The sequence below is a fragment of the Pseudomonas sp. JV245A genome (genome assembly GCF_032424515.1).
GTDB classification, from domain to species: domain Bacteria; phylum Pseudomonadota; class Gammaproteobacteria; order Pseudomonadales; family Pseudomonadaceae; genus Aquipseudomonas; species Aquipseudomonas protegens.
The window spans coordinates 1-25,881 of record NZ_VYKE01000042.1 but is presented as its reverse complement, the minus strand read 5'-3'; the positions used below and the strand labels follow the sequence as shown (position 1 = coordinate 25,881).

The following is a 25,881-nucleotide window of genomic DNA, read 5'->3' as shown; positions in this document are numbered from 1 at the left end:
GTGATGGAATTTCAAAAGACATGAGCGACCAACAACTCGACCCGCAAGCCCTGCAACAGGAAGAAAACTCCCTGATCGCCCTGCGCAAGGAAAAGCTTGCTGCCGAGCGCGCCAAGGGCAATGCCTTCCCGAACGACTTCCGCCGCGAAAACTACTGCGAAGATCTGCAGAAGAAATACGCGGACAAGACCAAGGAAGAGCTCGCAGAGGCTGCAATCCCGGTCAAGGTTGCCGGTCGCATCATGCTCAACCGTGGCTCGTTCATGGTGATCCAGGACATGACCGGTCGCATTCAGGTCTACGTCAACCGTAAAACCCTGTCCGAAGAAACCCTGGCCTCCGTCAAGACCTGGGACATGGGCGACATCATCGCTGCCGAAGGCACTCTGGCCCGTTCCGGCAAGGGTGACCTGTACGTTGAAATGACCAATGTGCGCCTGCTGACCAAGTCGCTGCGCCCGCTGCCGGACAAGCACCACGGCCTGACCGACACCGAGCAGCGCTACCGTCAGCGCTACGTCGACCTGATCGTCAACGAAGAAGTACGCCAGACTTTCCGCGTGCGTTCGCAAGTGATCGCCCACATCCGCAGCTTCCTGATGAAGCGCGACTTCCTCGAAGTCGAAACGCCGATGCTGCAGACCATCCCTGGCGGCGCGGCGGCCAAGCCGTTCGAAACCCACCACAACGCGCTGGACATGGAAATGTTCCTGCGTATCGCCCCTGAGCTGTATCTGAAGCGCCTGGTGGTTGGCGGTTTCGAGAAAGTGTTCGAGATCAACCGCAACTTCCGTAACGAAGGCGTTTCGACCCGTCACAACCCTGAATTCACCATGTTGGAGTTCTACCAGGCTTACGCCGACTACGAAGACAACATGGACCTGACCGAAGAACTGTTCCGCGAACTGGCGCAGCTTGTGTTGGGATCTACCGACGTGCCGTACGGCGACAAGGTGTTCCACTTCGGCGAGCCGTTCGCGCGCCTGTCGGTGTTCGACTCGATCCTCAAGTACAACCCCGAGCTGACCGCTGATGACCTGAACGACATCGACAAGGCTCGCGCCATCGCCAAGAAGGCCGGTGCCAAGGTGCTGGGCTTCGAAGGCCTGGGCAAGTTGCAGGTGATGATTTTCGAGGAACTGGTGGAGCACAAGCTGGAGCAGCCGCACTTCATTACCCAGTACCCGTTCGAAGTGTCGCCGCTGGCCCGTCGCAACGACGATAACCCCAACGTCACCGACCGTTTCGAGCTGTTCATTGGTGGTCGCGAAATCGCCAACGCCTACTCCGAGTTGAACGACGCGGAAGACCAGGCAGAGCGCTTCATGGCACAGGTGGCGGACAAGGACGCCGGTGATGACGAAGCCATGCACTACGACGCCGACTTCGTCCGTGCCCTGGAATACGGCATGCCGCCCACCGCCGGCGAGGGCATCGGTATCGACCGCCTGGTGATGTTGCTGACCAACTCGCCGTCGATTCGCGACGTGATCCTGTTCCCGCACATGCGGCCGCAAGCTTAAGTGCTCTGAATAATCAGCCGCCTTCATCAGGCGGCTTTTTATTGTCTGGTTGGAACTGACGTACCGCTTCTAATTCTGTGTGATTTTTAAGAGGGAATACCTGTCGTGAACCGCGCAATTGCTCAAGAAGGTGCAGCTGGCATCGCCACTGCGGTGGCTGAAAGTGTTCAGTACCAGGGCCGCAAGGCCAGCCGCCAAGGCAGTGAGCAGCGTAGACAGGACATTCTCGATGCCGCCATGCGCATTGTCGTGCGTGACGGCGTGCGGGCCGTGCGCCATCGTGCGGTGGCCGCCGAAGCCGGTGTGCCCTTGTCGGCCACCACCTATTACTTCAAGGATATCGATGACCTGCTCACCGATACCTTCGCCCAGTACGTGGAGCGCAGCGCGGCGTTCATGGCCAAGCTGTGGGCCAGCAACGAGGGGCTGCTGCGGGAAATGGTCGCCTATGGCGACGGCAGCGCCGCCTCGCGCTCGCAACTGGCCGACGATATCGCGCGTATGACCGCCGATTACGTACGGCGCCAGTTGAATACCCGTCGTGAACACTTGATGGCCGAACAGGCCTTCCGCCAGGAAGCCTTGCTCAACCCGCGCCTGGCGCAGCTGGTGCGCTCGCACCAGCAGATCCTGCTGCACGGCACTTGCCAGTTTTTCCAGGTCTTGGGCTCGCGGGAGCCGCAGCAGGATGCCAAGGTATTGACGTCGATAATCGGCCGGATGGAATATCAGGGCCTGCTCAACGGCGCCGAGCCGCTGGTGGAAGAAGAGATGCTCGGCATCCTCACGCGCTACATGCATCTGGTTCTGGCTTCGGTCTGAGCCGCCCGGCCTGGCTTGCCGGCTGCGGCCTGGCGGTCGTGGCCCGCGCCAGCGGCTACAGTGATTCTGGTGTTCATGGGAGAGTTGCATGCAAGCCTGGCGCGTCCTGATTGCCCTGTCGTTCCTGCTGCTCAGCGGTTGCCTGGTGGCCTTCAAGGAGCCGCTGCCGGCTGCGCAGGCGGCGCCTGCCCAATTGCTGGGCAAGTGGGCCAGCAAGAATGCCTGGGGCGAGCCGCTGAACATCCAGCTCAGCCAGATCGGCGCCAACCGCTACCGTGCCTCGAGTTACCCAGGCGGCACGGCGCGTCCGCGGGACACCTATGATTTCACCGTCTCCCGGCATGGCAACCGCTGGTACCTGTCGGCGGCGGTGCCCCAGGCCTTTGGCGGGCACTACAGCATTGCCGGCTTCGAGTTGACGGCAAGGCACGAACTGGTGCTTTACACCCTGGACCTGGAACAGATTCGCCAGGCCCTGGGTCAAAAGGCCTTGAGCGGTGAGCCCATGGCCACGGCCGAAGGCGATGGCGTGCTGATCAGCAGCCCCTTGCCCGAGGTCTTCGCCTACCTTGACGACCCCGCCAATTCCGACTTGTTCGTCGAGGCGGCGCGCTTCAAGCGCGTGGGCAAGTGACCCCGCGCTACAGACCCATTCAATAGGAGCTTTTGGTGGACGATTACCAGCAGACGATACGCACCTTGTCCGATCGCATAGTGCTGGCCCAGACACCGATCCGCGTGCTGGATGCGGTGAAGTGGGACGAGAACGTCCGCAAAGGCTTTCTCAAGGCCAAGGGCAAGGAAATGCCGGCGGTGGACCGCGCCTATTACGAGGGGCGGCCACTGTCTTTCGATTCTGGCGCGGTGAAGCTGGAATTCCAGAACATCGAGCGCGACATCACCCGCCAACTGGGCCAGTTCAACCCGGTAGGGCAGATCATGCGCCGCATGTGCAAGGAATACCGCATGGTGGTGCGCATGCTCGAAGCACGGGGTACCGGCGACTTCGGCCTGATCTCGCAGGAGCTGTACGGCGCCGCATCCGATGCCTTCCATGCCGGCGACCCGACCCTGGCGGACCTGGGGCTGATGATGTCCGATTACCTGAACAACATCGACGGTCGGGGCGATCTCAAGGACGAACCCAAGACCCTGAGTGCCAAGGATGCCGTGAGCCTGCTGCAGAGCCGCCTGAACAAGGTGTTCGGCGAGGCGGAGGAAACCATCCGGGTGTTCGAGTCCGACGGTATCGTCGCCGACGCCGCGGCGGGCGCCGACTACATCAAGATCCGCAGCGATGCGATGTTCAACAACCGTGACGTGCGGGCCCTGGAAGTCCATGAGGGGCTGGTGCACGTGGGCACCACCCTGAACGGCCTCAACCAGCCGATCTGCACCTTCCTGGCCAAGGGGCCGCCCTCGTCCACGGTGACCCAGGAGGGGCTGGCGATCCTGATGGAGATCATCACCTTTGCCTCTTACCCCAGCCGCTTGCGCAAGCTGACCAACCGCACCCGGGCCATCCATATGGTGGAGGAGGGCGCGGACTTCCTGCAGGTGTTCGAGTTCTTCCGCGAGCAGGGCTTCGAGATGGCCGAGAGCTACGGCAATGCCAGCCGGGTGTTCCGCGGGTCGGTGCCCACGGGGCTGCCGTTTACCAAAGACTTGTCCTACCTCAAGGGCTTCATCATGGTTTACAACTACATTCAGCTGGCTGTGCGCAAGGGCAAGCTGGAGCAGGTGCCGCTGCTGTTCTGCGGCAAGACCACCCTCGAGGACATGCGCACCCTGCGCCAGCTGGTGGACGAAGGGCTGGTGGTGGCACCCAAGTACCTGCCCGAACAGTTTCGCGACATGAACGCGCTGTCGGCCTGGATGTGTTTCTCCAACTTCCTCAACCACCTGAGCCTGGACCGGATCGAGGCGGACTACTCCAACATTCTTTGACTTTTGCCGGGGGGCGCACATGGACGTATCCACAGACAGCTGTAGCCACTGGCACAGGCTGCGACAAGGCCCGCAGGGCCTTCAGCGCCCATCCGAGTGCACGCCAGGGGGCTGCGGATGAGCCGGCTGCTGAAGTGTTGCGCGGTATTTGCCCTGCTGCTGGGCCTGCAGGGCTGCAGTTCGTTGCTGTTCTATCCCGAACCCGGGCTGCCTTTCACCCCTGAGCGGGCCAGGCTCGAATACCGTGACGTGACCCTGACCACCGCCGATGGCCTCAAGCTGCACGGCTGGTGGCTGCCGGCCAAACCCGGAGTGGCGGTCAAGGGCACGGTGCTGCACCTGCATGGCAACGGCGGCAATCTGGCCTGGCACCTGGGGGGTAGTTGGTGGCTGCCGGAGCAGGGCTATCAGGTGCTGCTGGTGGACTATCGCGGTTATGGCCTGTCCGAAGGTGCACCGAGCCTGCCGGCGATCTATCAGGATCTGGATGCCGCGTTCAAGTGGCTGGACCAGGCCCCCGAAGTGCAGGGCAAGCCATTGATCGTGCTGGGGCAAAGCCTGGGCGGCGCCCTGGCCATCCACTACCTGGTACAGCACCCCGAACGTCAGGCCCAGCTCAAGGCCATCGTCCTCGATGGCGTACCGGCCAGTTATCGCGATGTCGGGCGCTATGCCCTGAGCACTTCCTGGCTGACCTGGCCGTTGCAGGTGCCGTTGTCGTGGCTGGTGCCGGACACCGACAGCGCGATTCACTCGATGCCGCGCCTGACCGGGGTGCCGAAACTGATCTACCACAGCATCGACGATCCCATCGTGCCCCTTTCCAATGGCATCCGTGTGTATCAAGCTGCGCCCCCGCCCAGGGTCCTGCAGCTGACCCGCGGCGGCCATGTGCAAACCTTTGCCGATCCGACCTGGCGCCGCGTGATGCTGCGCTACCTCGATGATCCGCAGCATTTCGACGGGTTGCGCCGCCTGGGGGAGATCCCCAATTACCCGACGCCCCCGAATTCAGCAGTTGAACCTCCAGAGAGTCCGCAATGAGTGAAGAACGCAACGCCATTCCCATGATCATCACCGGTATCTGCAGCATCATCGTCACCGTGGGCAGCCTGTGGTACTACGGCTACCTGCACTTCGCCAAACCGGAGGATGCATTGCTGCTCAGCGACTTCACCATGCTCAAGACCGTGCCCGGCGAGGACTACAAGATCTCCCTGCAACCGGCCGATGAAGTGGCCCAATGCATCGACGGTGTACTGGTGCTGTTCGACACCCAGCAGAAAGGCCTGACCGGGGTGCTGGTGAACAAGAAGAAGCAGGCCGTGCGCTGCATGGGGCAGGAAACCCCGCAACTGGAGCAGTGATCTGTTCGCCGGCAAGCCGGCTCCTACATGGATAACGGCATAAAAAAACGCCGCCGACCTGAAGAGGTCGGCGGCGTTTTGTCTTACCTGCCTATATAGGCAGGGTGCCCGATCAGTTGCGGCTGACCGACGAACGTGGTGCTACCGGCTGGTTGTCGTTGGAGATGGTGACTTCCACGCGACGGTTCATGGCGCGGCCGGAAACACTGCCGTTATCGGCCACCGGATATTCCTTGCCATAACCCTGGCTGACGATGCGCGCCGGGTCGATACCCATGCGGATCAGAGCCATCTGCACCGAGCCGGCACGGCGCTCGGACAGTGACTGGTTGTAGGAATCGCTGCCGGTGCTGTCGGTGTAGCCTTCGACGATCACCTTGCGATCGGGGTTCTGCTGGAGGAATTGCGCCAGTTTGTTGATGTTCACCAGGCCGCTGGATTTCAGGTCGGACTTGTTGGTGGCGAACAGCACGTCACCGAAGGTCACCAGGGTGCCGCGGTCGGTCTGCTTGGCGTTGAGGCTGTCCTGCAACTGCTTGATCTGCGCGTCGCGGGCATCGAGGATGGCGCGGGCGCGCTGGTCGCCGGCGTCCTTGAGCTTGGCTTCGGCGGTGCGCAGGGCAATGGTTTCCTTGGCCACTTCAACCCGCTGGTTGGTCAGGTAGGCCAGTTGGTCGACCTTCTTCTCGTCGTCCTTGTTCAGGTAGGCCTTGTCGGCCTTGTCCATCCAGTCGGCGGCGTCCTTGGTTTCCAGGGCGGCGACCTTGCTGGCCTGCGGGTTGGCCTGCAGGGCGGAGAAGTTGGTGCGGGCGTTTTCCAGGTTGGCGTTAGGCGGGGTGGAGCAGGCCGCCAGGGCTACGCTCATGGCCAACAGGGCTGGGATCATCAATTGTTTGCGCATAATGGTTCGTCCTTTCAATCAAATACGAGTACGTGGGAATCGGCGGCGGCTTCTTATTGCACGCTACGCATGCCTTCCTGACGCAGTTCCTGAACGCCTTTCTGCGAGTCTTTGAGCGCCTGCTCGGCCTTGGCGGCCTGGGCCTTGCGCTCTGCTACGCGGGCGTCCCACTCGGCTTGTTCAGCCAGGCGACGGGCTTCGTCGTACTTCTTGTCGTGCATGGCAATCTCGGCTTGCTTGAGCTTGTCCTGCGCCGACTTCATTTCCACGGCAGCAAATTCGGTACCGCCTGCGCTCACTGCGCTATTGACCGCAGATTGCGTGACCGCGTACTGCTCGGTGGGCGGGTTCCCGGCACAACCGGCCAGAACCATGCTGCTACCGAGGGCCAGCGCGGCCAGCTTCAGCCCGCGCAGAGAGGTGAACGAGGATTTGGCAGTGCTGATCTTCATGGTCTTCAACTCCATTGGGTAACTCCTGGAAAACATCAAAATCCATCCTGGTTCTGGCGCCGTGACGCTTCAGTGACGACGAGCGCTGATGGCAAAATTTGAAACGGCCGTTCCAGTGATGGCTAATGGGTGTGACCCGAGGCTTTTTTGAATAGTTCAGAGAAAGATGGCGATTGGCCGGAAAAAAATCTGACGCATCGGACAGGGCTCTAGATCGGGAACTTTTGCCGTGCGCAGGGGTATCCCCGACCCTTTGCAGGGCCGGGAAGGATGATTGTCAGGTGACCGCGGGAGTGTGGAAGTTCAGTGCTTGGGCTTGTCGGACTGGCTCGCCAGCAGGTGCAGATGCTGGCGCGACAATGCCAGGAAACGAGGGGTGGGACCCACATCCTCGTACAGTGGATCGCCCTCTTCATCGGTGGCCACGACGTGCTGGCCTTGGATGTAGGGGAAGCTCGCCTCCAGCTCTTCCAGGGCGGCGCCGATCAGTTCGCCGAGCAGTTCTTCGGTCTGGCGTTTGGGGTACATCTCGGAAAGGGCGGCCAGGCGTGCGGCGGCTTCCACATCCAGGTGAATCCGGTAGCCGGTCCGGGTCAGACGACCCTTGGCGTTTTCTTCCCAGTGTTGCGCAAGTTCACGGATTTTCATGATGACCTCAATGAACACCTGCTCGTGGCAGGCTGGGTTGAGTGGACCGGCCGGGGCCGGTAGGCGGCCCTCGTGCGGCCTATGCTTGAGACTAGCTGCATCGCCGAAGGTTTGGTGCGCTTTGCCCCACGCTTGCTAAGCGAGGTGTGCAGGCGGCACTCTTGAGCCTTCCGTGCCGCCTTGAGTCCGCTGGAGAACACCTCGATGACCGATATTGATGCGCGCTTGCGCGAAGACGTTCACCTCTTGGGGGAACTGCTGGGCAATACCATCCGCGACCAGTACGGGGAGGCTTTCCTCGACAAGATCGAGCAGATTCGCAAAGGCGCCAAGGCCGATCGCCGGGGCTCGCCGGGGGCCGAGCTGAGCGCCAGCCTCGACCAGTTGAGCGAGGACGAACTGCTGCCGGTGGCCAGGGCCTTCAACCAGTTCCTCAACCTGGCGAACATCGCCGAGCAGTATCAGTTGATCCACCGCCGCGACGAGTCGCAGCCGGCACCCTTCGAGGCTCGGGTGCTGCCGGAGCTGCTGGCTCGCCTGCGGGCCGAAGGGCACAGCGCCGATGCTCTGGCCCGGCAACTGGGGCGCCTGGAAATCGAGCTGGTGCTGACCGCTCACCCCACCGAAGTGGCGCGCCGCACCCTGATCCAGAAATACGATGCGATTGCCGGGCAACTGGCGGCCCAGGACCACCGTGACCTCACCAGCGCCGAGCGCGGGCAGATCCAGGAGCGCCTGCAACGCTTGATCGCCGAGGCCTGGCACACCGAGGAAATCCGTCGGACCCGACCCACTCCGGTGGATGAAGCCAAGTGGGGCTTCGCGGTGATCGAGCATTCGCTGTGGCAGGCGATCCCCAATTACCTGCGCAAGGCCGACAAGGCATTGTTCGAGGCCACCGGGCTGCACCTGCCGCTGGAGTCGGCGCCGATCCGCTTCGCGTCGTGGATGGGCGGCGACCGTGATGGCAACCCCAATGTCACCGCTGCGGTAACCCGCGAAGTACTGCTGCTGGCGCGCTGGATGGCCGCCGACCTGTACCTGCGGGACATCGACCACCTGGCGGCCGAGCTGTCCATGCAGCAGGCCAGCCCGGCGCTCCTGGCCAGGGCCGGAGATAGCGCCGAGCCTTATCGGGCGCTGCTCAAGCAATTGCGCGAACGCCTGCGGGCCACCCGCAACTGGGCCCACGCGGCGCTCAGCGCGGCGGTGCCGGCGGGCGCCGAGGTGTTGCACAACAACCGTGACCTGCTGGAGCCGCTGCAGCTGTGCTACCAGTCGTTGCACGAGTGCGGCATGGGAGTGATTGCCGACGGGCCGCTGCTCGACTGTCTGCGCCGGGCAGTGACCTTCGGTCTGTTCCTGGTGCGCCTGGATGTACGCCAGGATTCCAGCCGGCATACCTCGGCCATGACCGAAATCACCGATTACCTGGGCCTGGGGCGTTACGAGGACTGGAGCGAGGAGGATCGCATCACCTTCCTGATGCGCGAACTGAGCAGCCGTCGGCCGTTGTTGCCAGGCTATTTCAAGCCCTCGGCGGACACCGCCGAAGTGCTCGCCACCTGCCGCGAAATTGCTGGTGCGCCAGCGGCGTCCCTGGGTTCCTATGTGATTTCCATGGCCGGCGCGGCCTCCGATGTGCTGGCGGTGCAGTTGCTGCTCAAGGAATCCGGTGTGCTGCGACCGATGCGCGTGGTGCCTCTGTTCGAGACCCTGGCGGACCTGGACAACGCCGGCCCGGTGATGGAAAAACTGCTGCACATGCCGGGCTATCGTTCGCGCCTGCAAGGGCCGCAGGAAGTGATGATCGGCTACTCCGACTCGGCCAAGGATGCCGGCACCACGGCTGCGGCCTGGGCCCAGTACCGGGCCCAGGAGCGGCTGGTGGACATCTGCCGCGAGCAACAGGTGGAACTGCTGCTGTTCCACGGCCGCGGTGGCACCGTGGGGCGTGGCGGCGGCCCGGCCCACGCGGCCATTCTGTCGCAGCCGCCGGGTTCGGTGGCGGGGCGTTTCCGCACCACCGAGCAAGGGGAAATGATCCGCTTCAAATTCGGCCTGCCGGACATCGCCGAGCAGAACCTCAACCTCTATCTGGCCGCGGTACTGGAGGCGACCCTGTTGCCGCCGCCGCCACCGCAGCCGGCCTGGCGTCACCTGATGGACGAGCTGGCCAGCGATGGCGTCCGGGCCTACCGCGAGGTGGTGCGGGACAATCCGCAGTTCGTCGAGTACTTCCGCCAGTCCACTCCGGAACAGGAGCTGGGCCGCCTGCCGCTGGGCAGCCGCCCGGCCAAGCGCCGTGCCGGGGGCATCGAGAGCCTGCGGGCGATCCCCTGGATCTTCGGCTGGACCCAGACCCGCCTGATGTTGCCCGCCTGGCTCGGCTGGGAAGCGGCCTTGAGCAAGGCCCTGGCCCGTGGCGAGGGTGACCTGCTGGGGCAGATGCGTGAGCAATGGCCGTTTTTCCGCACCCGCATCGACATGCTGGAGATGGTGCTGGCCAAGGCCGACGCGGATATCGCCCGCTCCTATGACGAGCGCCTGGTGGAGGCCGAACTGTTGCCGTTGGGCGAGCATTTACGCGACCTATTGTCGCAGGCTTGCGCGGTGGTCCTGGGCCTGACCGGGCAGTCGCAACTGCTGGCGCACAGCCCCGATACCCTGGAGTTCATCCGCCTGCGCAACACCTACCTCGACCCGCTGCATCTGTTGCAGGCCGAGCTGCTGGCGCGCTCGCGCAAGCAGCAGGCGCCGCAAGGAAGCCCCGTGGAACAGGCGTTGCTGGTCTCCGTGGCCGGTATCGCCGCTGGCTTGCGCAATACCGGCTGAGGTGCGAGAGGGCTGCCGGCCAGCTGCGCGGCAGCCCCGATCAAGGCAATTGCGAGGTGTCGTTCTGGTTCATCTGGCGACACTTTGTTGTCGGGTTGCGACTTGTTCTACCCGGCCAATGGGGCACAAAAGGGCCGGGTTCCTCCGACTTTCGACTGCTTGTGTGCGCTGTGTCGGCTGTGTATCTTGATCAGCCTTTGGCCGTTTGGGCGGCCACACCCCCATTTTTGAGATTGGCCCCACGAGGCGAATCCGAGCGTTTCTAAATAAAAAATTGAGGAGCACATCGATGCGCGTAATTCTGCTGGGAGCTCCCGGGGCCGGTAAAGGTACTCAGGCAAAGTTCATCACCGAAAAGTTCGGTATTCCACAGATCTCCACCGGTGACATGCTGCGTGCTGCGGTCAAGGCCGGCACCGAGCTGGGCCTGAAGGCCAAGAGCGTGATGGACAGCGGTGGCCTGGTGTCCGATGACCTGATCATCAACCTGGTCAAGGAACGCATCAGCCAGGCCGACTGCGCCAATGGCTTCCTGTTCGACGGCTTCCCGCGCACCATTCCCCAGGCCGAAGCGCTGGTGAAGGCCGGTGTCGAGCTGGACAACGTGGTGGAAATCGCCGTCGACGACGAAGAGATCGTCCAGCGCATCGCCGGTCGCCGTGTGCACGAAGCTTCGGGCCGGGTCTACCACACCGTCTACAACCCGCCGAAGATCGCCGGCAAGGATGACATCACCGGTGAAGACCTGGTGCAGCGCAAGGACGACACCGAGGAAACCGTGCGTCATCGCCTGTCGGTCTACCACTCGCAGACCAAGCCGCTGGTGGAGTTCTACCAGCAACTGGCTGCCACCCAGGGCAAGCCTAAGTACAGCCATATCCCTGGCGTCGGTTCGGTGGAAGTGATCACCGGCAAGGTACTCGAAGCCCTGAGCTGAGTTGCCTGAGCGTTTGATCGTTGAACGGCCCGCTTGCGGGCCGTTGCTGTTTATAATGCGTCACTTTTTTCAATGCCTATGGAACCCCGAATGAGCACCTTGCTGGCCCTGGACACCGCGACTGAAGCTTGCTCCGTTGCTTTGCTGCATGACGGCAAGGTCACGAGCCATTACGAGGTGATCCCGCGCCTGCATGCGCAGAAGCTGTTGCCGATGATCCAGGAGCTGCTGGCCAATGCCGGGGTGACCTTGCAACAGGTCGAGGCCATTGCCTTTGGCCGTGGCCCGGGCGCCTTCACCGGGGTGCGCATCGCCATCGGCGTGGTGCAGGGCCTGGCCTTTGCCCTGGAGCGCCCGGTGCTGCCGGTATCCAACCTGGCGGTGCTGGCCCAGCGGGCTCTGCGCGAGCATGGCGCGACCCAGGTGGCTTCGGCCATCGATGCGCGCATGGATGAAGTCTATTGGGGCTGCTACCAGGAAGTTGCCGGCGAGATGCGCCTGGTGGGCGCGGAAGCGGTATTGCCGCCGGAAGTCGCGGCCCTGCCCGCAGGCTCCAGCGGCGACTGGTTCGGTGCGGGCACCGGTTGGGGATATGGCGAGCGCATTGCCGTCGAACTCAGCGGCCAGGACGCCGGCATGCTGCCGCATGCGGTCGACCTGCTGACCCTGGCGCAATTTGCCTGGGAGCGCGGCGAGGCGATCGTTGCCGACCAGGCCCAACCTGTCTATCTGCGGGACAAGGTCGCTACTCCCAAGGCCCGTTGAACCTAGAACAAATGTGCGCGGTTATGCGGATAACTCCTGCATACGCCCGCCAATCGTCCGTTTTTTCAGCCTGAATCTGCCCGGTTTTAAACCTTTTGGCTTTTCTGTGTTCTAGTTATCACTTGGGCATTTGCTAAGTCGAAGCGGTGCCGCTAAATTGCCATCATCGACCCCGGGCTTTTCTGTATGCGTATAGACGGCATCTCCTCTCAGTCCTACCCCATCAAGCGCAAGCCTCGCAAAGGCCGTGCGCTGGTAGACGAGTCCCTGGACGATGCCGACGCGATTGAAGTGCAGCCCGAGCCTTCGGCCCAGAGCCGTTCCCAGGCTTCTTCCCCACGCACCGGCAATCTTCCCGCCCGCCCCCAGGACATGATCTTCCAGCGGGCGATGAAAAAGAGCGTGGCCAACGCCCTGGCCAGCTACCTGACCACCGCCGGCTTTGTCGATTGGGATATGGAAGTGGTGGGTCTCGACCTGCATATCTGATGCTGCCTTATTTCCTCGGTTGTCCTTCCTGGAGCGAAAACGCCTGGCGTGAGTACCTGTACCCGGAAGACGCCCGGCCCAATGATTTCCTCGGCCTGTATTGCCAGGTCTTCAACGCCGTCGAAGGCAATACCACCTTCTATGCACGGCCGGCGCCCGGAACCGTGCAGCGCTGGGCCGAGATCATGCCCGAGCACTTTCGCTTTACCGCCAAGTTCCCCGGTGACATCAGTCACGGCGGCGACCTGCGCGAGCAGTTGAGCGCCGCTGAGTCCTTTATCCAGCTGCTCAGCCCCCTGGGTGAGCGGGTGTCGCCGCTGTGGCTGCAGTTGCCGGCCAGCTTCGCGCCCCAGCGTCTGGCGGAACTGGCCGGGTTCATCGATGGCCTGGAGCGGCCGCTGGCGGTGGAAGTGCGGCACCCGGAGTTCTTCACCAAGGGCGATGCCGAGCGCATGCTCAACCGGCTGCTGCGCGAGCGTGGCGTGGAACGCATCTGCCTCGACCCGCGGGCCCTGTTCAGTTGCACGTCGACCGCTCCTGCGGTGCTGCATGCGCAGTCGAAAAAGCCCAAGGTGCCACCGCGCCCCGCAGCCTTCACCCAGTTTCCCCAGGTGCGCTTCATCGGTCATCCGGAGCTTGAGGCCAACGATCCTTTCCTTGAGCCCTGGATCGACAAGGTCGCCGGCTGGATCGAAGAGGGGCGTACGCCCTACGTGTTCCTGCACACTTCGGACAACCGTCTGGCGGCCGAACTGGCGCGGCGTTTTCACGCCCGGCTGATGCAACGTTTGCCTGGCTTGCCCGCATTGCCTGAGTTATACAGAGAGCCCGCTGCGGAGCAACTCGGCTTGCTCTGAAGCGCCTTCACGGCCTTCTTCAGGAGCGAGCCAATGGACGCGCAAACCCTTCGAGCCACTGCCTTCAGGGCCCTGCATGAACGTGCCGGAGCCTTCGTCATTCCCAACCCCTGGGATGCCGGTTCGGCGAAGATGCTCGCCAGCCTCGGCTTCGAGGCCCTGGCCACCACCAGCGCCGGCTATGCCTTTTCCCTGGGGCGCCCGGATGCCGAAGGTGCACTCAGCCTGGAGGACACGCTGGACAACGTGCGCAGCATCGTCGGCGCCAGCAGCCTGCCGGTGGCGGCGGACCTGGAAAACGGGTTTTCCGACAGCCCCGAAGGCTGTGCCCAGGCGCTGCTTCTTGCGGCGGCCAGCGGTGTGGTCGGTGCTTCGATCGAGGACGCCACGGGCCATGCCGAGCAGCCGATCTACGATTTCCAGCTGGCGGTGGAACGCATCGAGGCCTGCGTGGCGGCCGTTCGCAGTCTGCCCTTTCCCTTTACCCTGACCGCCCGGGCGGAAAACCTGCTGCACGGGCGTGATGATCTGGCAGACACCATTCGCCGCTTGCAGGCCTTTGCCGAGGCCGGTGCCGATGTGCTCTATGCCCCGGCCCTGGGCAGTGCCGAGGATATCCAGCAGGTGGTGCGAGCGGTGGCGCCCAAGCCAGTGAACGTGCTGATGTCGGGAGGCCTCAACCTCAGCGTGGCGCAACTGGCGGAACTGGGCGTCAAGCGCATCAGTGTCGGTTCGGCCCTGGCGCGGGCCGCTTACGGAGCCTTCTACCGGGCTGCGCTAGATATCCATAGCCACGGGCGTTTCGATTTTGCCGACCGGGCGATGCCGTTCGGGCAGATCAATCAAATGTTCAAGCAGCCGTGAAACGGGAGTGTCTGTGCGGGTAGTGAAAGTCCTGGGCGCCTTGTTGTTGCTGGGCGCCCTGTTGTTGATCGGTGTTCGCCTGGGCTGGTTGCCCGTCGCGGACAGTTGGAATCCCTGGGCGCCGCTGGACGTGCGGGCCAAGCCCAACCTGTTGACCCGTTTCAAGCTGGCGCGGCTGCGGGATGACCCGCAACTGTGCGACCAGGTGCTGGCGGGCTCGGGTTTGCGTACCAGCCGCCAGCTCGACAGCCGCACGGACGTCGCTTGCCCATTGAGCAATACCCTGCGTGTACAGGGTGGCGACGTGGCCCTGAGCAGCAGCTTTCTTGCCAGTTGCCCGCTGGCGGTGGCCTTTGCCCTGTATGAGCGCCACGGCCTGCAGTCGGCCGCGCAGGCGGTGTACGGCCAGCGGGTGGCGCGAGTCGATCACCTGGGCAGTTTCGCCTGCCGCAACATGTACAGCCGCGAGAGCGGTGCCCGCAGCCAGCATGCCAGTGCCAATGCCCTGGACATCGCCGGCTTTCGCCTGGGGGATGGGCGCAGCATCAGCGTGCTCCGGGATTGGCCCAAGGACAGCAATGAAGGCCGATTTCTGCGCCTGGCCCGGGATGGCGCCTGTGACGCGTTCAACGTGGTGCTGGGGCCGGACTACAACAATGCCCATCGCAACCACTTTCATCTGGATGTAGGGCCTTGGTGGGTGTGTCGCTGAGGCTGGGCTCAGGCGGCGATGCGCAGGTTCTGTAGGATCAGCGGGCGGGCCCAGCCGATATCGAAGTCCATCGCCCGCTGTTGCTCGATGAGTTCCTGAGGCGGGAACGGCTCCGCGGGTTTGTCCAGCAGGTCCAGTTCGAATTCGGCGATCGGCAGATGCAGTGGGCGGGGCTCCGGCGCAGGGCCTGGAGCAGGAGTCGGCTGGCCGGCGTTGAGCACGATCGGGCGTACCCAGCCACTTTCGAAATCCTGCTGGCGCTGTTGGGCCACGATCTCTTCTGGCGGGAAGGGTGGGGCGGGTTTATCCAGCAGGTCCATTTCAAACTCGGCGATAGGCAGGAACAGCGGCTCCGGCGGGCGGACCTCGGTGTCTTGCACGTCGCAATGACGCTGATTGACGATCTGCGCCAGCACATCGCTGCCGCCAGCCGGTTCAACCGGGCCATCGATGGCCACCGCCGGTACCGATTCAACGCTCGCACCTTCACCCCGTTGCTCGGCCAGGGCCTGGGCAAAGAAGTCCTGCCACAGATGGCTGACGCCGCTCAGTGCCTGGGAGTTGCGCAGGCCATAGTCGCCGTGGGGCGAGATATAACCTATCGATGTGCGTTGAATGTCTGACATTGCTCTCGGTCGACGCTTGAGCTCTGGCAAAATGGCCGATAGTCCTGTTATCGGCAGTTTTTGCCGATCATTAATTTTTTGAGTGTGTTTTCAGATGAATGAGCAACCCGCAGCCTGCCGCATCAAAGTCGAAGCCCTGGGCGCCGGATTCGCCCCAGCGGCCGAGCAATGGGCCGAGCGCCTGGGGCTGGCGCTGCAGGTCGATGAGGCCGAGTTCGCCTTGCAAGTGGGGGAGCAGGGCCTGCAGTTGCAGCAATTGGGGCCGGACGCGCCCGGGCCGGTACGGGTGGATTTCGTCGAGGGTGGTGCAGCCCATCGGCGGCTGTACGGCGGCGGCAGCGGGCAGATGATCGCCAAGGCGGTGGGCGTGGCCCAGGGCGTGCGACCACGGGTGCTGGATGCCACGGCCGGTCTGGGCAAGGATGGCTTCGTGCTGGCGACCCTGGGTTGCGAGATGAGCCTGATCGAGCGCCAGCCATTGATTGGTGCGCTATTAGAAGACGGCCTGGCCCGCGCTGCGCAGGACGCCGAGGTAGGGCCTATCGTGGCCCGCATGCACCTGCTCAAGGGCAATTCCATCGAGCTGATGCGCAACTGGCAGGGTGAACCGCCCCAGGTGATCTACCTCGACCCGATGTTTCCCCATCGGGAGAAAAGTGCCCTGGTGAAGAAGGAAATGCGCTTGTTCCGGCCACTGGTGGGCGATGACAACGACGCCCCGGCCCTGCTCGCCGCGGCCCTGGCCCTGGCCAGCCACCGGGTGGTGGTCAAGCGTCCGCGCAAGGCGCCGTGCATCGAAGGGCCCAAGCCCAGCCATGGACTGGAGGGCAAATCCAGCCGCTACGACATCTACCCGAAGAAGGCCCTCAAGGCCTGAGCCCCCTGTAGCAGCCAGCTTGCCGGCGAAGGCGGTCTTCAGTCCGCTTCGCTGGCAAGCCCGCTCCTACATCAGCCAGCGCTTGCACCTGCCGGTTTCTACGGCCGGTAGGCGCGGATGAACAGCGCCACCACTTCCTGCACATGCTCCTCTGCGGCGGCGCCCCTCAAGGGTTCGCCGCAGCCGTAGAGCAGGCGGAAATTCGCCCCGCCCTTGAGCATGCAGAAAAAGTGCTCGGCGGCGTTGCGCGGCTTGTCGATGCGCAGGGTGCCCAGCTGATTGATCTTCGCCAGCAGCCGCTCCATGCCCTGCAGCACCCGTTCGGGACCGGCCTCGATGAAGATCTGCGAGAGCTTGGGGTCCTGGCTGCCCAGCGTCATGATCAGGCGGTGCAGGTTCACCGACTCGTCGCTGTTGATCAGATGGTGAAAGCCCCGGGCGATGTTCAGCAGGACATTCTCCACCGGCGTTTCGGGGGTCAGTTCGTAGATCAGCGTGGGCAGCTGTTCTTCGCACTTGGCCACCACAGCGGCGGTGAACAAGGTCTCCTTGTCATTGAAATGGCTGTAGACCGTGAGCTTTGAAACCCCGGCCTCAGCGGCGACCGCATCCATGCTGGTACTGGCGTAGCCATTGCTCAAGAACAGGACTTTGGCTGCTTCGAGAATGGCCTGGCGCTTGGCCAGATCCTTGGGCCTGCCTGGCCCAACGTTTGCGGAAATATTGTCGGACATTTTTTCGCTGTTAATACTGGACTGGTGAGTTTGCTATTAATAACATACCGGCCAGTATAAATATTCCAAGCACCATTAGCGAAAGGTCGCCGCCATGTTCCGCTATGCCTTGCCAGTCAGCCTGGCTTTTTTTCTGTCTGCTTGTGGGCACGAAGAGCCCGTTCAAATTGGCATCCGGCCGGCCATGGTGGTCCAGCCAGAGCCCTCGGCAAGAGCTTCGGACAGCTACCCGGGCGAGGTGCGCGCCCGCTATGAGCCGGACCTGGCATTCCGTATCGGCGGCAAGGTCAGCCGACGGCTGGTGGAAGAGGGCGAGCGGGTCAAGGCCAACCAGCCCCTGGCGGAGCTCGACCCGCAGGACGTGCGCCTGCAACTTGAAGCCACCCGGGCCCAGGTCACTGCAGCCAGCGCCAACCTCAACCTGGTGCGCGCCGAGCGTGATCGCTACAAGACCCTGCTGGAGCGGCAGATGGTCAGCCATTCCCAATACGACAACGCCGAGAACCTCTACCGTTCCGGCGAAGCGCGCCTGAAGCAGATCAAGGCCGAGTTCGATGTGGCCAACAACCAGGCCGGCTACGCGGTGCTGCGCGCGCCGCAGGACGGCGTGGTGGCCAAGCGTGCGGTGGAAGTGGGGCAGGTGGTGGCGGCCGGGCAGACGGTCTTCACCCTGGCCACCGATGGCGAGCGTGAGGTGCTGATCAGCTTCCCCGAGCAGAACTACGGCCGCTTCAAGGTCGGCCAACCGGTATCGGTGGAGCTCTGGACCCAGCCGGGCCAGCGTTTCGACGGGCGCATCCGCGAGCTGTCGCCTGCTGCCGATCCCAAGTCCCGGACCTTCGCCGCGCGTATTGCCTTCACTGCCGGCAAGGTTCCCGCCGAGCTGGGCCAGAGTGCCCGGGTGTTCATCCAGAGCGGCGATGCGGTGCCGCTGTCGGTGCCGCTGTCGGCGTTGTCCGCGGAAGGCGGGGCGACTTATGTCTGGCGGGTGGATGCCAACAATACCCTGCACAAGACCCCGGTGCGGGTCGGCGCCTTCGGCGAGAAGAGCGTGCCGGTGCTGGAAGGGCTGAGCGCCAGCGATTGGGTGGTGGCCGCGGGGGTGCATGTGCTCCATGAGGGCTTGCAGGTGCGCCCGGTGGATCGCTCCAACCGCGTGGTCAATCTGGCGGCCAAGGAGTAATCCCCGATGGGTTTCAACCTTTCCGCCTGGGCGTTGCGCAATCGCCAGATCGTTCTGTTCCTGATGCTGCTGCTGGCCATTGTCGGTGCGCTGTCCTACACCAAGCTGGGGCAGAGCGAGGATCCGCCTTTCACCTTCAAGGCCATGGTGATCCGCACCAACTGGCCCGGGGCCACGGCCCAGGAAGTCTCGCGCCAGGTCACCGAGCGCATTGAAAAGAAGCTGATGGAGACTGGCGAGTACGACCGCATCGTGTCCTTCTCGCGGCCGGGGGAGTCCCAGGTGACCTTCATCGCCCGGGACTCGATGCACTCCAACGAGGTTCCCGAGCTGTGGTACCAGGTACGCAAGAAGATCAGCGATATCCGGCAGACCCTGCCGCCCGGTATCCAGGGGCCGTTCTTCAACGATGAGTTCGGCACCACCTTCGGCAATATCTATGCGTTGACCGGGCAGGGCTTCGACTACGCGGTACTCAAGGACTACGCCGACCGCATCCAGATCCAGCTGCAACGGGTCAAGGACGTGGGCAAGGTCGACCTGCTGGGCCTGCAGGACGAGAAAATCTGGATCGAGCTGTCCAACGTCAAGCTGGCGACCCTGGGCCTGCCCCTGGCGGCGGTGCAGCAGGCCCTGGAAGAACAGAACGCAGTGTCCACCGCCGGGTTCTTCGAGACTCCGAGCGAGCGGGTGCAACTGCGGGTGTCGGGCAATTTCCAGACCGTGGAGCAGATCCGCAATTTCCCGATCCGCGTCGCCGGTCGTACCTTCCGCATCGGTGATGTGGCGGACGTGCGTCGTGGTTTCAACGATCCGCCCGCGCCGCGCATGCGCTTCATGGGTGAAGACGCCATCGGCCTGGCTGTGGCGATGAAGGAGGGGGGTGACATCCTGGTGCTGGGCAAGGCCCTGGAAGGCGAGTTCTCGCGCCTGCAGAAAAGCCTGCCGGCGGGGATGGAACTGCGCAAGGTGTCCGACCAGCCGGCGGCGGTGAAGACTGGGGTGGGCGAGTTCGTCCGGGTGCTGGCCGAGGCCCTGATCATCGTGCTGCTGGTGAGTTTCTTCTCCCTGGGAGTGCGGACCGGGATGGTGGTGGCCCTGGCGATTCCCCTGGTGCTGGCGATGACCTTCGCCACCATGTACTACCTGGGGATCGGCCTGCACAAGATTTCCCTGGGGGCGCTGGTGCTGGCCCTGGGCTTGCTGGTGGACGACGCGATCATTGCGGTAGAGATGATGGCGATCAAGATGGAGCAGGGCTTCGACCGGATCAAGGCCGCCAGCTTCGCCTGGACCAGTACCGCCTTCCCCATGCTCACCGGCACCCTGATCACTGCGGCGGGCTTCCTGCCGATCGCCACGGCCCAGTCCGGCACGGGCGAATACACCCGTTCGATCTTCCAGGTGGTGACCATTGCCCTGGTAGCCTCGTGGATTGCAGCCGTGGTGTTCGTGCCGTACCTGGGGGAAAAACTGCTGCCGGACCTGGCGAAGATCCACGCCGCCAAGCACGGCGCCGAATCCAATCCCCACGGTACACCCTTCTACCAGCGGGTCCGGCGGGTAGTGGGCTGGTGCGTGGAGCGGCGCAAGACGGTGATCGTCCTGACCATCCTGCTGTTCGTCGGCTCGGTGATGCTGTTCCGTTTCGTTCCCCAGCAGTTCTTCCCGGCCTCGGGTCGCCTGGAACTGATGGTCGACCTGAAGCTGGCGGAAGGCGCGTCCCTGAGCAACACCGCCGATGAGGTCAAGCGCCTGGAAGCCCTGCTCAAGGAGCATGCGGGCATCGACAACTACGTGGCCTATGTGGGCACCGGTTCGCCGCGGTTCTACCTGCCGCTGGACCAGCAACTGCCCGCCACCAGCTTTGCCCAGTTCGTGGTGCTGGCCAAGAGCATCGAGGAGCGTGAAGAGCTGCGCGGCTGGTTGATCGAAACCCTCAACGAGCAGTTCCCGGCGCTGCGCTCGCGGGTCACGCGCCTGGAGAACGGGCCGCCCGTGGGCTACCCGGTGCAGTTCCGGGTCACCGGCGAGCACATCGAGGAAGTCCGCGCCCTGGCGCGCAAGGTAGCGGCCAAGGTGCGAGAGAACCCCCATGTGGTCAACGTGCACCTGGATTGGGAAGAGCCCAGCAAGGTGGTCTACCTGAACATCGACCAGGACCGGGCCCGGGCCTTGGGAGTGAGCACCGCCAACCTGTCGAAATTCCTCCAGAGTTCGCTGATCGGTTCCACCGTCAGCCAGTACCGGGAAGACAACGAGCTGATCGAGATCCTGCTGCGGGGCACCCGCGAGGAACGCACCGAGCTGTCGTTGCTGCCGAGCCTGGCGGTGCCTACCGAGAATGGCCAGAGCGTGTCCCTGTCCCAGGTGGCAACCCTGGAGTACGGCTTCGAGGAAGGGGTGATCTGGCACCGCAACCGCCTGCCCAACGTCACCGTGCGCGCCGACATCTACGGCAAGGAGCAGCCGGCGACCCTGGTGCAGCAGATCCTGCCGACCCTGGAGCCGGTTCGCGCGGAGCTGCCCGATGGTTACCTGCTGGAAGTGGGTGGCACGGTCGAGGACTCGACCCGGGGCCAGAACTCGGTGAAGGCCGGCGTGCCGCTGTTCATCGTGGTGGTGCTGACCTTGCTGATGATCCAGCTGCGCAGTTTCTCGCGCACGGCCATGGTGTTCCTCACGGCGCCCCTGGGATTGATCGGGGTCACCTTGTTCCTGCTGGTGTTCCGCCAGCCCTTCGGCTTCGTGGCCATGCTCGGCACCATTGCCCTGTCGGGGATGATCATGCGCAACTCGGTGATCCTGGTGGACCAGATCGAGCAGGACATCAAGGCGGGGCACAAGCCCTGGGATGCGATCATCGAAGCCACGGTGCGGCGTTTCCGGCCCATCGTGCTGACCGCCCTGGCGGCGGTGCTGGCGATGATCCCGCTGTCGCGCAGTGTGTTCTTCGGGCCGATGGCAGTGGCCATCATGGGTGGGCTGATCGTGGCGACGGCGCTGACCCTGTTGTTCCTGCCGGCGCTGTATGCGGCCTGGTTCAGGGTCAAGAAAACCTAGGAACCGGTATGCGGGAATACATCCTGTAGGAGCCGGCTTGCCGGCGAAGAGGCCCTTGGGGCAGGCGCTTGTCCTGGCGACGTCTTCGCCAGCAAGCTGGCTCCTACAGGTAGCGGGGAGGCTTACAGGGTGCCGAAGACTTTCTTGGCCAGGCTGGTGGCGGCTGCCGCCGGGTTCTGGCGAATGGTTTCTTCCTGCTTGCCGATCATTTCGAACAGGCCATTGAGGGCTTGTTCGGTCACGTAACTCTCGATGTTGGCGCTCTTGGCATCCAGCACGCCGAGCGTCGCAGCCTGGCCGGCGAAGGAGTTGTACTGCTTGGCCAGGCCGACCTGGTCAGTGGCCTGCTTGACGATCGGCAGGAACTTGGCGCGGATCTGCTCGCGGCTGCTCTTGTCCAGGTATTGGGTGGCGGAGTCCTTGCCGCCGGCAAGAATGCCCTTGGCGTCAGCCACGGTCATCTTCTTCACGGCATCCACCAACAGGGCCTGGGCTTGCGGGACAGCGGCCTCGGCAGCCTTGTTCATGCTGGTTTCAAGCTGATCGACCTGGTCGCCCATGCCGAACTGTTTCATTTTTTTCGCGACCTTGCCCAGGTTGCCTGGCAGCTCGATGCGCACCTCGGGGTTGTTGCTGAAACCACCTGGGGTGCCCAGCTGTTTGACGGCGATCTGCGCACCCTGGGTCAGGGCATCTTTCAGGCCACCGCTGGCGTCACCCTGGGACAGGTCGCTCAGGGACAGGGCCAGGGCGCTGGCGGAGATCAACAGACCAGCGCACAGGCTGGTGAAACGAAGCGAAGTACGGAGCATGGCGGCTTCCTTGTGCAATAAGAATTAACGAACAGCGTCGACCCGCAGCTTCAAGGGCTGCGGGTCGCTGCCGTCGAGTTTAACGGCGTTGTTTTCGGTGGTGATGAAGACCAGCTGGCCAGCCACTTCAATCCGCGCGCTGACCGAATAGCGGTGGCCGGGCTTGACCTGGGCCGGGTCGTAGCTGAGGTGAAAGGGCAGCGGCACCTGGCCCTTGACCGGACCGCTCTGCTCGGCCAGGACCACGGCAGGGGCGTCGGCCAGTGACACGTCCTGCAGGCTCACGCTCAGGGTGGCGGCCGGAGGCAGGGCGATGCGCTGCAAGTAGAAGACTTCGCCGTCGAGGCTGGCCTTGGCAGCGGGATTCATGGACTGGCAAGCGCCGAGCAGCGCGGTGGCGGCCAGCAGGCTGAGCTTTTTCATCGCGGATCTCCGTATCGAGGGCGCCGCAGCTGCTCCGGCGCCCGTAAGAATCTAGTCGTTTTGCGCAGGTGCCGCGAGCTGGTCGGCGGCGTCTTCGCTGCGGTGCAGGGCGACCTGGCGGATCGACAGGCGAATTTCTGCCGGCAGCACGCGCTTGGCGGCACCTTCGGCCAGTTCCCCCAGCGCTTCGTGGTAGCTCAGCTTGCCGGCTTCGTCGCGGCGCAGCACACCCTGGTCCAGCAGGGTCTGGATAAAGTGGCGGAACAGGCTCTTGTCGAAGAACTCCGGGGCATTGAGGCCATGCAGGATCGACAGGCGCTGGGCCATGACCGTGCACAGGTCTTCCAGCTCCTCGGCGCTGATGCTGTTCTGGCCGCTGTTGAGCAACAGGGAAATAGCCATGTAGAAGCGTTGCAGGGTCTGGGCAATGCTCTTGGACAGCAAGGTCAGCAGGACGAAATGCCGCGAGCTTGGGGCCGGACGCTGGTACAGGTCCTTCTCGAAGCGCAGCAGGCCCTGTTCGACAAAGGCCTCCAGCCACTGGTCCACCACCGCGTCCAGCTCATCCAGCGGCCAGCGGATGAACAGCTCCGATTGCAGGTAGGGATAGAGCGCGCGGGTATAACGCAGGATCTGTTCGCGGCTCATGCGCGACGAGCTCTGGAAGAAGCTCGCCAGCAACGCCGGCAGGGCGAAGATGTGCAGCACGTTGTTGCGGTAGTAGGTCATCAGGACGGCGTTCTGCTCGTCCAGGTAGAGGATCTTGCCCAGGGCGTCGCTCTGTTCGGCCAGCAGGTCCATGTCCTTGACGTGCTGGATCAGAGCCCGGCCGTCGCCTTCGGGCAAGGTGGTGTGGGGCGAGTAGGGCACGCGACGCAGTAGCGCCAGGTACAGGTCCAGGACCCGCGCCATGGCGCGGTCGTCCAGGGCCAGGCGGGTGGTGGAGAGCAGGGCCAGGGCCACCAGGTTCACCGGGTTGATCGCCGCGGCTTCGTTGAGGTGCTGGGCCACCCGCTCGCCGAGACGGTTGGTGGTTTCATTGAGCCAGGCCGGGCGGTACTGCGGGCCCAGCTCCTGGGTCCGCCAGTCCGGCTGTTCCTGGTCGAGGAATTCCGCCAGCTTGATCGGTTCGCCGAAGTTCACTGCCACCTGGCCGAAGCGCTGCTTGAGGGCGCCGATGACCTTGAAGATGTCGAAGATCGATTCCTTCTTCTTGCTCGCGCCGCGCAGCTCGCCCAGGTAGGTCCGGCCTTCCAGCACCCTTTCATAGCCGATGTACACCGGTACGAAGACGATGGGCATGCGCGAGGAGCGCAGGAAGCTGCGCAGGGTGATTGCCAGCATCCCGGTCTTGGGTTGCAGCATGCGCCCGGTGCGCGAACGGCCGCCCTCGACGAAGTACTCCACCGGGAAACCCTTGGTGAACAAGGTGTGCAGGTATTCGTTGAACACCGAGGTGTAGAGCGGGTTGCCCTTGAAGGTGCGGCGCATGAAGAAGGCCCCGCCGCGACGCAGCAGGCCGCCGATCACCGGCATGTTGAGGTTGATCCCGGCGGCGATGTGCGGCGGGGTCAGGCCGTTGCGAAACAGCAGGTAGGACAGCAGCAGGTAGTCGATATGGCTGCGGTGGCAGGGCACGTAGATCACTTCGTGGCCCTGGGCGATCTTCTGCACGCCTTCGAGGTGGTTGACCTTGATCCCGTCGTAGATCTTGTTCCAGAACCAGCTCAGCACCACTTCCAGGAAGCGGATCGCGGTGTAGGTGTAGTCCGAGGCGATCTCGTTGCCGTAGCGCAGGGCCTGGGCCTTGGCTTTTTCCGGGGAAATCTTTTCGCGCTCGGCCTCGTCGAGGATCGCCTGTTTCACCAGGGGCTGGTTCAGCAGGCCCTTGACCAGGTTGCGCCGGTGGGAAATGTCCGGGCCGATGACCGCAGCCTTGAGGTTGCGAAAGTGCACCCGCAGGATGCGCTGGGCCATGCGCACGGTGCGCTCGTGGCCCTTGTTGTGCTCGATCAGCTCGCGCAGGTTGATCGGTGCGGAGAACTGCACCCGGGTCTTGCGTCCCAGGATCATGATGCTCAGCAGCCGGCGCAGGCGCCCGGTGACCGCCCAGCTGTCGGCGAACAGCAGCTTCCACGGGCTCGATTCGCTGTCCGGCGACTGGCCCCAGAACACGCTGACCGGAATGATCTGTGCATCTTCGGCGGCATTCTGGGTCAGGGCGCTGACCAGCCGGGTCAGGGTCGGTGGCGCCCCGCGCTTGTCCTGGCGACCAAGCCAGTCGGGCTCCGGGGTCAGGTAGAAGAAGGCCGCCGGTTCCAGCAGGTTGCCCACCGACACCGGCAGTACCGGACGTGGCAGCCCAGCCTTGGTGCATTCGGTATCGACCACGGCGAGATCGGTCAGGGACGGGTTTTGCAGGACGTAGAACACCGGTCGGCTGCGGTCGAGGTCGAGGGTGAAGGACGACTGGTTGATGGTTTCCGAGCGGACCCAGAGGTACAGCAGTCGGCGCAAGGTGCCAAACACAAGACGGCGGATCGGGGAGCGGGTCATACGGCTTCTGCGTGAGTGAGTAGAAAACCGAGCAACTGCTCGGGGCCGGTAGTGTGCCGGATTCGCCGAAAATCGGCAAAAAAGCGCCGAAACAAGATTGAGTTGAGAGTTTTTACGCCTGTCATATACTCGGCCGACTCTCCCGCGGTCGTATCGCTTTCACTCATAGAGAGGCAGGCTGGGGGAAAGTTCTCAGGGTTTGGTTGCAGTGCGCCAATCCAATAATAAAAAAATGAGGTATGGATTCATGACTACTCGTGAGACAGGCAACGTGAAGTGGTTCAACGACGCCAAGGGCTACGGTTTTATCCAGCGTGAAGGCGGGGCGGACGTATTTGTCCACTACCGGGCGATCCGTGGCGAAGGCCACCGCTCCCTGACCGAAGGCCAGCAGGTGGAATACGCTGTGGTCGAAGGCCAGAAAGGTCTGCAAGCCGAAGACGTCGTCGGCCTGTAACCCACCCTGTAGGAGCTGGCTTGCCAGCGAA

Annotated in this window: 25 protein-coding genes; 17 read left to right on the top strand and 8 right to left on the bottom strand. The window is 63.5% G+C overall.

Translation table 11 applies throughout. The features are described 5' to 3' along the window. Positions 1 to 20 precede the first annotated feature (20 nt). The 6 genes from lysS (at position 21) to F6S12_RS14255 (ending at position 5,659) form a co-directional block, all read left to right on the top strand. Positions 21 to 1,523: a lysine--tRNA ligase gene (lysS, locus tag F6S12_RS14280; protein WP_011059486.1), complete on the top strand. Its 1,503-nt coding sequence runs from the start codon at positions 21 to 23 to the stop codon at positions 1,521 to 1,523. A gap of 105 nt (positions 1,524 to 1,628) precedes the next feature. Then, positions 1,629 to 2,345: a TetR/AcrR family transcriptional regulator gene (locus tag F6S12_RS14275; RefSeq protein WP_065364558.1), complete on the top strand. Its 717-nt coding sequence runs from the start codon at positions 1,629 to 1,631 to the stop codon at positions 2,343 to 2,345. Between the two features lie 88 nt (positions 2,346 to 2,433). Beyond that, entirely contained in the window at positions 2,434 to 2,979 is a 546-nt protein-coding gene (locus F6S12_RS14270) for a hypothetical protein (protein WP_011059488.1), read from the top strand. A gap of 35 nt (positions 2,980 to 3,014) precedes the next feature. Continuing rightward, positions 3,015 to 4,292, top strand: a complete 1,278-nt coding sequence (locus tag F6S12_RS14265; RefSeq protein ID WP_011059489.1) for a flavohemoglobin expression-modulating QEGLA motif protein — start codon at positions 3,015 to 3,017, stop codon at positions 4,290 to 4,292. A gap of 117 nt (positions 4,293 to 4,409) precedes the next feature. After that, positions 4,410 to 5,336 carry an alpha/beta hydrolase gene (locus F6S12_RS14260; protein ID WP_019093912.1) on the top strand — a complete coding sequence of 309 codons (927 nt, stop codon included), beginning with the start codon at positions 4,410 to 4,412 and terminating at the stop codon, positions 5,334 to 5,336. Beyond that, complete coding sequence (locus F6S12_RS14255; RefSeq protein WP_011059491.1) at positions 5,333 to 5,659, top strand: hypothetical protein; 327 nt, start codon at positions 5,333 to 5,335, stop codon at positions 5,657 to 5,659. The genes F6S12_RS14260 and F6S12_RS14255 overlap by 4 nt, the downstream gene beginning before the upstream one ends. Before the next feature lie 112 nt (positions 5,660 to 5,771). Here the strand turns inward: F6S12_RS14255 and F6S12_RS14250 are convergent, their stop codons facing one another. The 3 genes from F6S12_RS14250 to F6S12_RS14240 all read right to left on the bottom strand — a co-directional run bounded on the left by F6S12_RS14250 (position 5,772) and on the right by F6S12_RS14240 (position 7,660). Next, positions 5,772 to 6,560: an OmpA family protein gene (locus F6S12_RS14250; protein WP_011059492.1), complete on the bottom strand. Its 789-nt coding sequence runs from the start codon at positions 6,558 to 6,560 to the stop codon at positions 5,772 to 5,774. A gap of 53 nt (positions 6,561 to 6,613) precedes the next feature. Beyond that, entirely contained in the window at positions 6,614 to 7,027 is a 414-nt protein-coding gene (locus F6S12_RS14245) for a DUF4398 domain-containing protein (protein ID WP_011059493.1), read from the bottom strand. A 288-nt stretch (positions 7,028 to 7,315) separates the two neighbouring features. Continuing rightward, on the bottom strand, positions 7,316 to 7,660 hold the full coding sequence (locus F6S12_RS14240; RefSeq protein ID WP_015634311.1) for a hypothetical protein: 345 nt from the start codon (positions 7,658 to 7,660) through the stop codon (positions 7,316 to 7,318). Between the two features lie 204 nt (positions 7,661 to 7,864). Here F6S12_RS14240 and ppc point away from each other — a divergent pair, with 204 nt between their 5' ends. The 7 genes from ppc (at position 7,865) to F6S12_RS14205 (ending at position 15,119) form a co-directional block, all read left to right on the top strand. Continuing rightward, a complete protein-coding gene (gene ppc / locus F6S12_RS14235; protein ID WP_011059495.1) occupies positions 7,865 to 10,495 on the top strand; it encodes a phosphoenolpyruvate carboxylase in 2,631 nt (876 codons plus the stop codon). Positions 10,496 to 10,784: 289 nt separating this feature from the next. Continuing rightward, positions 10,785 to 11,432, top strand: a complete 648-nt coding sequence (gene adk / locus F6S12_RS14230) for an adenylate kinase (RefSeq protein WP_015634313.1) — start codon at positions 10,785 to 10,787, stop codon at positions 11,430 to 11,432. A 90-nt stretch (positions 11,433 to 11,522) separates the two neighbouring features. Beyond that, the gene (gene tsaB, locus F6S12_RS14225) at positions 11,523 to 12,197 is read left to right on the top strand and encodes a tRNA (adenosine(37)-N6)-threonylcarbamoyltransferase complex dimerization subunit type 1 TsaB (protein WP_152685980.1); all 675 of its coding nucleotides are present in this window, start codon (positions 11,523 to 11,525) and stop codon (positions 12,195 to 12,197) included. Positions 12,198 to 12,383: 186 nt separating this feature from the next. Further along, positions 12,384 to 12,686, top strand: a complete 303-nt coding sequence (locus F6S12_RS14220; RefSeq protein WP_015634315.1) for a hypothetical protein — start codon at positions 12,384 to 12,386, stop codon at positions 12,684 to 12,686. Beyond that, on the top strand, positions 12,683 to 13,543 hold the full coding sequence (locus tag F6S12_RS14215; RefSeq protein WP_026020060.1) for a DUF72 domain-containing protein: 861 nt from the start codon (positions 12,683 to 12,685) through the stop codon (positions 13,541 to 13,543). The genes F6S12_RS14220 and F6S12_RS14215 overlap by 4 nt, the downstream gene beginning before the upstream one ends. A 33-nt stretch (positions 13,544 to 13,576) precedes the next feature. Continuing rightward, a complete protein-coding gene (locus F6S12_RS14210; protein ID WP_015634316.1) occupies positions 13,577 to 14,407 on the top strand; it encodes an oxaloacetate decarboxylase in 831 nt (276 codons plus the stop codon). A 13-nt stretch (positions 14,408 to 14,420) separates the two neighbouring features. Then, on the top strand, positions 14,421 to 15,119 hold the full coding sequence (locus F6S12_RS14205; protein WP_015634317.1) for an extensin family protein: 699 nt from the start codon (positions 14,421 to 14,423) through the stop codon (positions 15,117 to 15,119). 8 nt (positions 15,120 to 15,127) lie between these two features. Here F6S12_RS14205 and F6S12_RS14200 read toward each other — a convergent pair whose 3' ends face one another. After that, positions 15,128 to 15,745: an energy transducer TonB gene (locus F6S12_RS14200; protein WP_169892728.1), complete on the bottom strand. Its 618-nt coding sequence runs from the start codon at positions 15,743 to 15,745 to the stop codon at positions 15,128 to 15,130. A gap of 94 nt (positions 15,746 to 15,839) precedes the next feature. Between F6S12_RS14200 and F6S12_RS14195 the strand changes: the two genes are divergently transcribed. Next, positions 15,840 to 16,622 (top strand): class I SAM-dependent methyltransferase, encoded by a 783-nt coding sequence (locus F6S12_RS14195; protein ID WP_011059503.1) that lies wholly within the window; start codon positions 15,840 to 15,842, stop codon positions 16,620 to 16,622. A gap of 98 nt (positions 16,623 to 16,720) precedes the next feature. Here F6S12_RS14195 and F6S12_RS14190 read toward each other — a convergent pair whose 3' ends face one another. Beyond that, positions 16,721 to 17,356: a TetR/AcrR family transcriptional regulator gene (locus tag F6S12_RS14190; protein WP_011059504.1), complete on the bottom strand. Its 636-nt coding sequence runs from the start codon at positions 17,354 to 17,356 to the stop codon at positions 16,721 to 16,723. Between the two features lie 94 nt (positions 17,357 to 17,450). Between F6S12_RS14190 and F6S12_RS14185 the strand changes: the two genes are divergently transcribed. Further along, complete coding sequence (locus F6S12_RS14185) at positions 17,451 to 18,539, top strand: efflux RND transporter periplasmic adaptor subunit (protein ID WP_011059505.1); 1,089 nt, start codon at positions 17,451 to 17,453, stop codon at positions 18,537 to 18,539. Positions 18,540 to 18,545: 6 nt separating this feature from the next. Continuing rightward, positions 18,546 to 21,602 (top strand): efflux RND transporter permease subunit, encoded by a 3,057-nt coding sequence (locus F6S12_RS14180; RefSeq protein ID WP_011059506.1) that lies wholly within the window; start codon positions 18,546 to 18,548, stop codon positions 21,600 to 21,602. A 122-nt stretch (positions 21,603 to 21,724) separates the two neighbouring features. On the opposite strand, the gene F6S12_RS14175 is transcribed toward F6S12_RS14180, so the two are convergent. From F6S12_RS14175 to plsB, 3 genes are read right to left on the bottom strand one after another with little or no spacing between them, the layout of a single operon-like run. Then, positions 21,725 to 22,414: a DUF4197 domain-containing protein gene (locus F6S12_RS14175; protein ID WP_011059507.1), complete on the bottom strand. Its 690-nt coding sequence runs from the start codon at positions 22,412 to 22,414 to the stop codon at positions 21,725 to 21,727. Between the two features lie 24 nt (positions 22,415 to 22,438). Then, positions 22,439 to 22,837 (bottom strand): YbaY family lipoprotein, encoded by a 399-nt coding sequence (locus F6S12_RS14170; protein ID WP_011059508.1) that lies wholly within the window; start codon positions 22,835 to 22,837, stop codon positions 22,439 to 22,441. Positions 22,838 to 22,888: 51 nt separating this feature from the next. Continuing rightward, positions 22,889 to 25,393 carry a glycerol-3-phosphate 1-O-acyltransferase PlsB gene (plsB, locus tag F6S12_RS14165; RefSeq protein ID WP_011059509.1) on the bottom strand — a complete coding sequence of 835 codons (2,505 nt, stop codon included), beginning with the start codon at positions 25,391 to 25,393 and terminating at the stop codon, positions 22,889 to 22,891. Positions 25,394 to 25,640: 247 nt separating this feature from the next. Here plsB and F6S12_RS14160 point away from each other — a divergent pair, with 247 nt between their 5' ends. Then, complete coding sequence (locus F6S12_RS14160; protein WP_011059510.1) at positions 25,641 to 25,850, top strand: cold-shock protein; 210 nt, start codon at positions 25,641 to 25,643, stop codon at positions 25,848 to 25,850. Positions 25,851 to 25,881 lie beyond the last annotated feature (31 nt).

Coding starts and splice junctions, on each gene's coding strand:
- lysS (WP_011059486.1), top strand. CDS start 21: ATGAGCGACCAACAACTCGACCCGCAAGCCCTGCAACAGGAAGAAAAC.
- F6S12_RS14270 (WP_011059488.1), top strand. CDS start 2,434: ATGCAAGCCTGGCGCGTCCTGATTGCCCTGTCGTTCCTGCTGCTCAGC.
- F6S12_RS14260 (WP_019093912.1), top strand. CDS start 4,410: ATGAGCCGGCTGCTGAAGTGTTGCGCGGTATTTGCCCTGCTGCTGGGC.
- F6S12_RS14255 (WP_011059491.1), top strand. CDS start 5,333: ATGAGTGAAGAACGCAACGCCATTCCCATGATCATCACCGGTATCTGC.
- F6S12_RS14250 (WP_011059492.1), bottom strand. CDS start 6,560: ATGCGCAAACAATTGATGATCCCAGCCCTGTTGGCCATGAGCGTAGCC.
- F6S12_RS14245 (WP_011059493.1), bottom strand. CDS start 7,027: ATGGAGTTGAAGACCATGAAGATCAGCACTGCCAAATCCTCGTTCACC.
- F6S12_RS14240 (WP_015634311.1), bottom strand. CDS start 7,660: ATGAAAATCCGTGAACTTGCGCAACACTGGGAAGAAAACGCCAAGGGT.
- ppc (WP_011059495.1), top strand. CDS start 7,865: ATGACCGATATTGATGCGCGCTTGCGCGAAGACGTTCACCTCTTGGGG.
- adk (WP_015634313.1), top strand. CDS start 10,785: ATGCGCGTAATTCTGCTGGGAGCTCCCGGGGCCGGTAAAGGTACTCAG.
- tsaB (WP_152685980.1), top strand. CDS start 11,523: ATGAGCACCTTGCTGGCCCTGGACACCGCGACTGAAGCTTGCTCCGTT.
- F6S12_RS14220 (WP_015634315.1), top strand. CDS start 12,384: ATGCGTATAGACGGCATCTCCTCTCAGTCCTACCCCATCAAGCGCAAG.
- F6S12_RS14210 (WP_015634316.1), top strand. CDS start 13,577: ATGGACGCGCAAACCCTTCGAGCCACTGCCTTCAGGGCCCTGCATGAA.
- F6S12_RS14200 (WP_169892728.1), bottom strand. CDS start 15,745: ATGTCAGACATTCAACGCACATCGATAGGTTATATCTCGCCCCACGGC.
- F6S12_RS14195 (WP_011059503.1), top strand. CDS start 15,840: ATGAATGAGCAACCCGCAGCCTGCCGCATCAAAGTCGAAGCCCTGGGC.
- F6S12_RS14190 (WP_011059504.1), bottom strand. CDS start 17,356: ATGTCCGACAATATTTCCGCAAACGTTGGGCCAGGCAGGCCCAAGGAT.
- F6S12_RS14185 (WP_011059505.1), top strand. CDS start 17,451: ATGTTCCGCTATGCCTTGCCAGTCAGCCTGGCTTTTTTTCTGTCTGCT.
- F6S12_RS14180 (WP_011059506.1), top strand. CDS start 18,546: ATGGGTTTCAACCTTTCCGCCTGGGCGTTGCGCAATCGCCAGATCGTT.
- F6S12_RS14175 (WP_011059507.1), bottom strand. CDS start 22,414: ATGCTCCGTACTTCGCTTCGTTTCACCAGCCTGTGCGCTGGTCTGTTG.
- F6S12_RS14170 (WP_011059508.1), bottom strand. CDS start 22,837: ATGAAAAAGCTCAGCCTGCTGGCCGCCACCGCGCTGCTCGGCGCTTGC.
- plsB (WP_011059509.1), bottom strand. CDS start 25,393: ATGACCCGCTCCCCGATCCGCCGTCTTGTGTTTGGCACCTTGCGCCGA.
- F6S12_RS14160 (WP_011059510.1), top strand. CDS start 25,641: ATGACTACTCGTGAGACAGGCAACGTGAAGTGGTTCAACGACGCCAAG.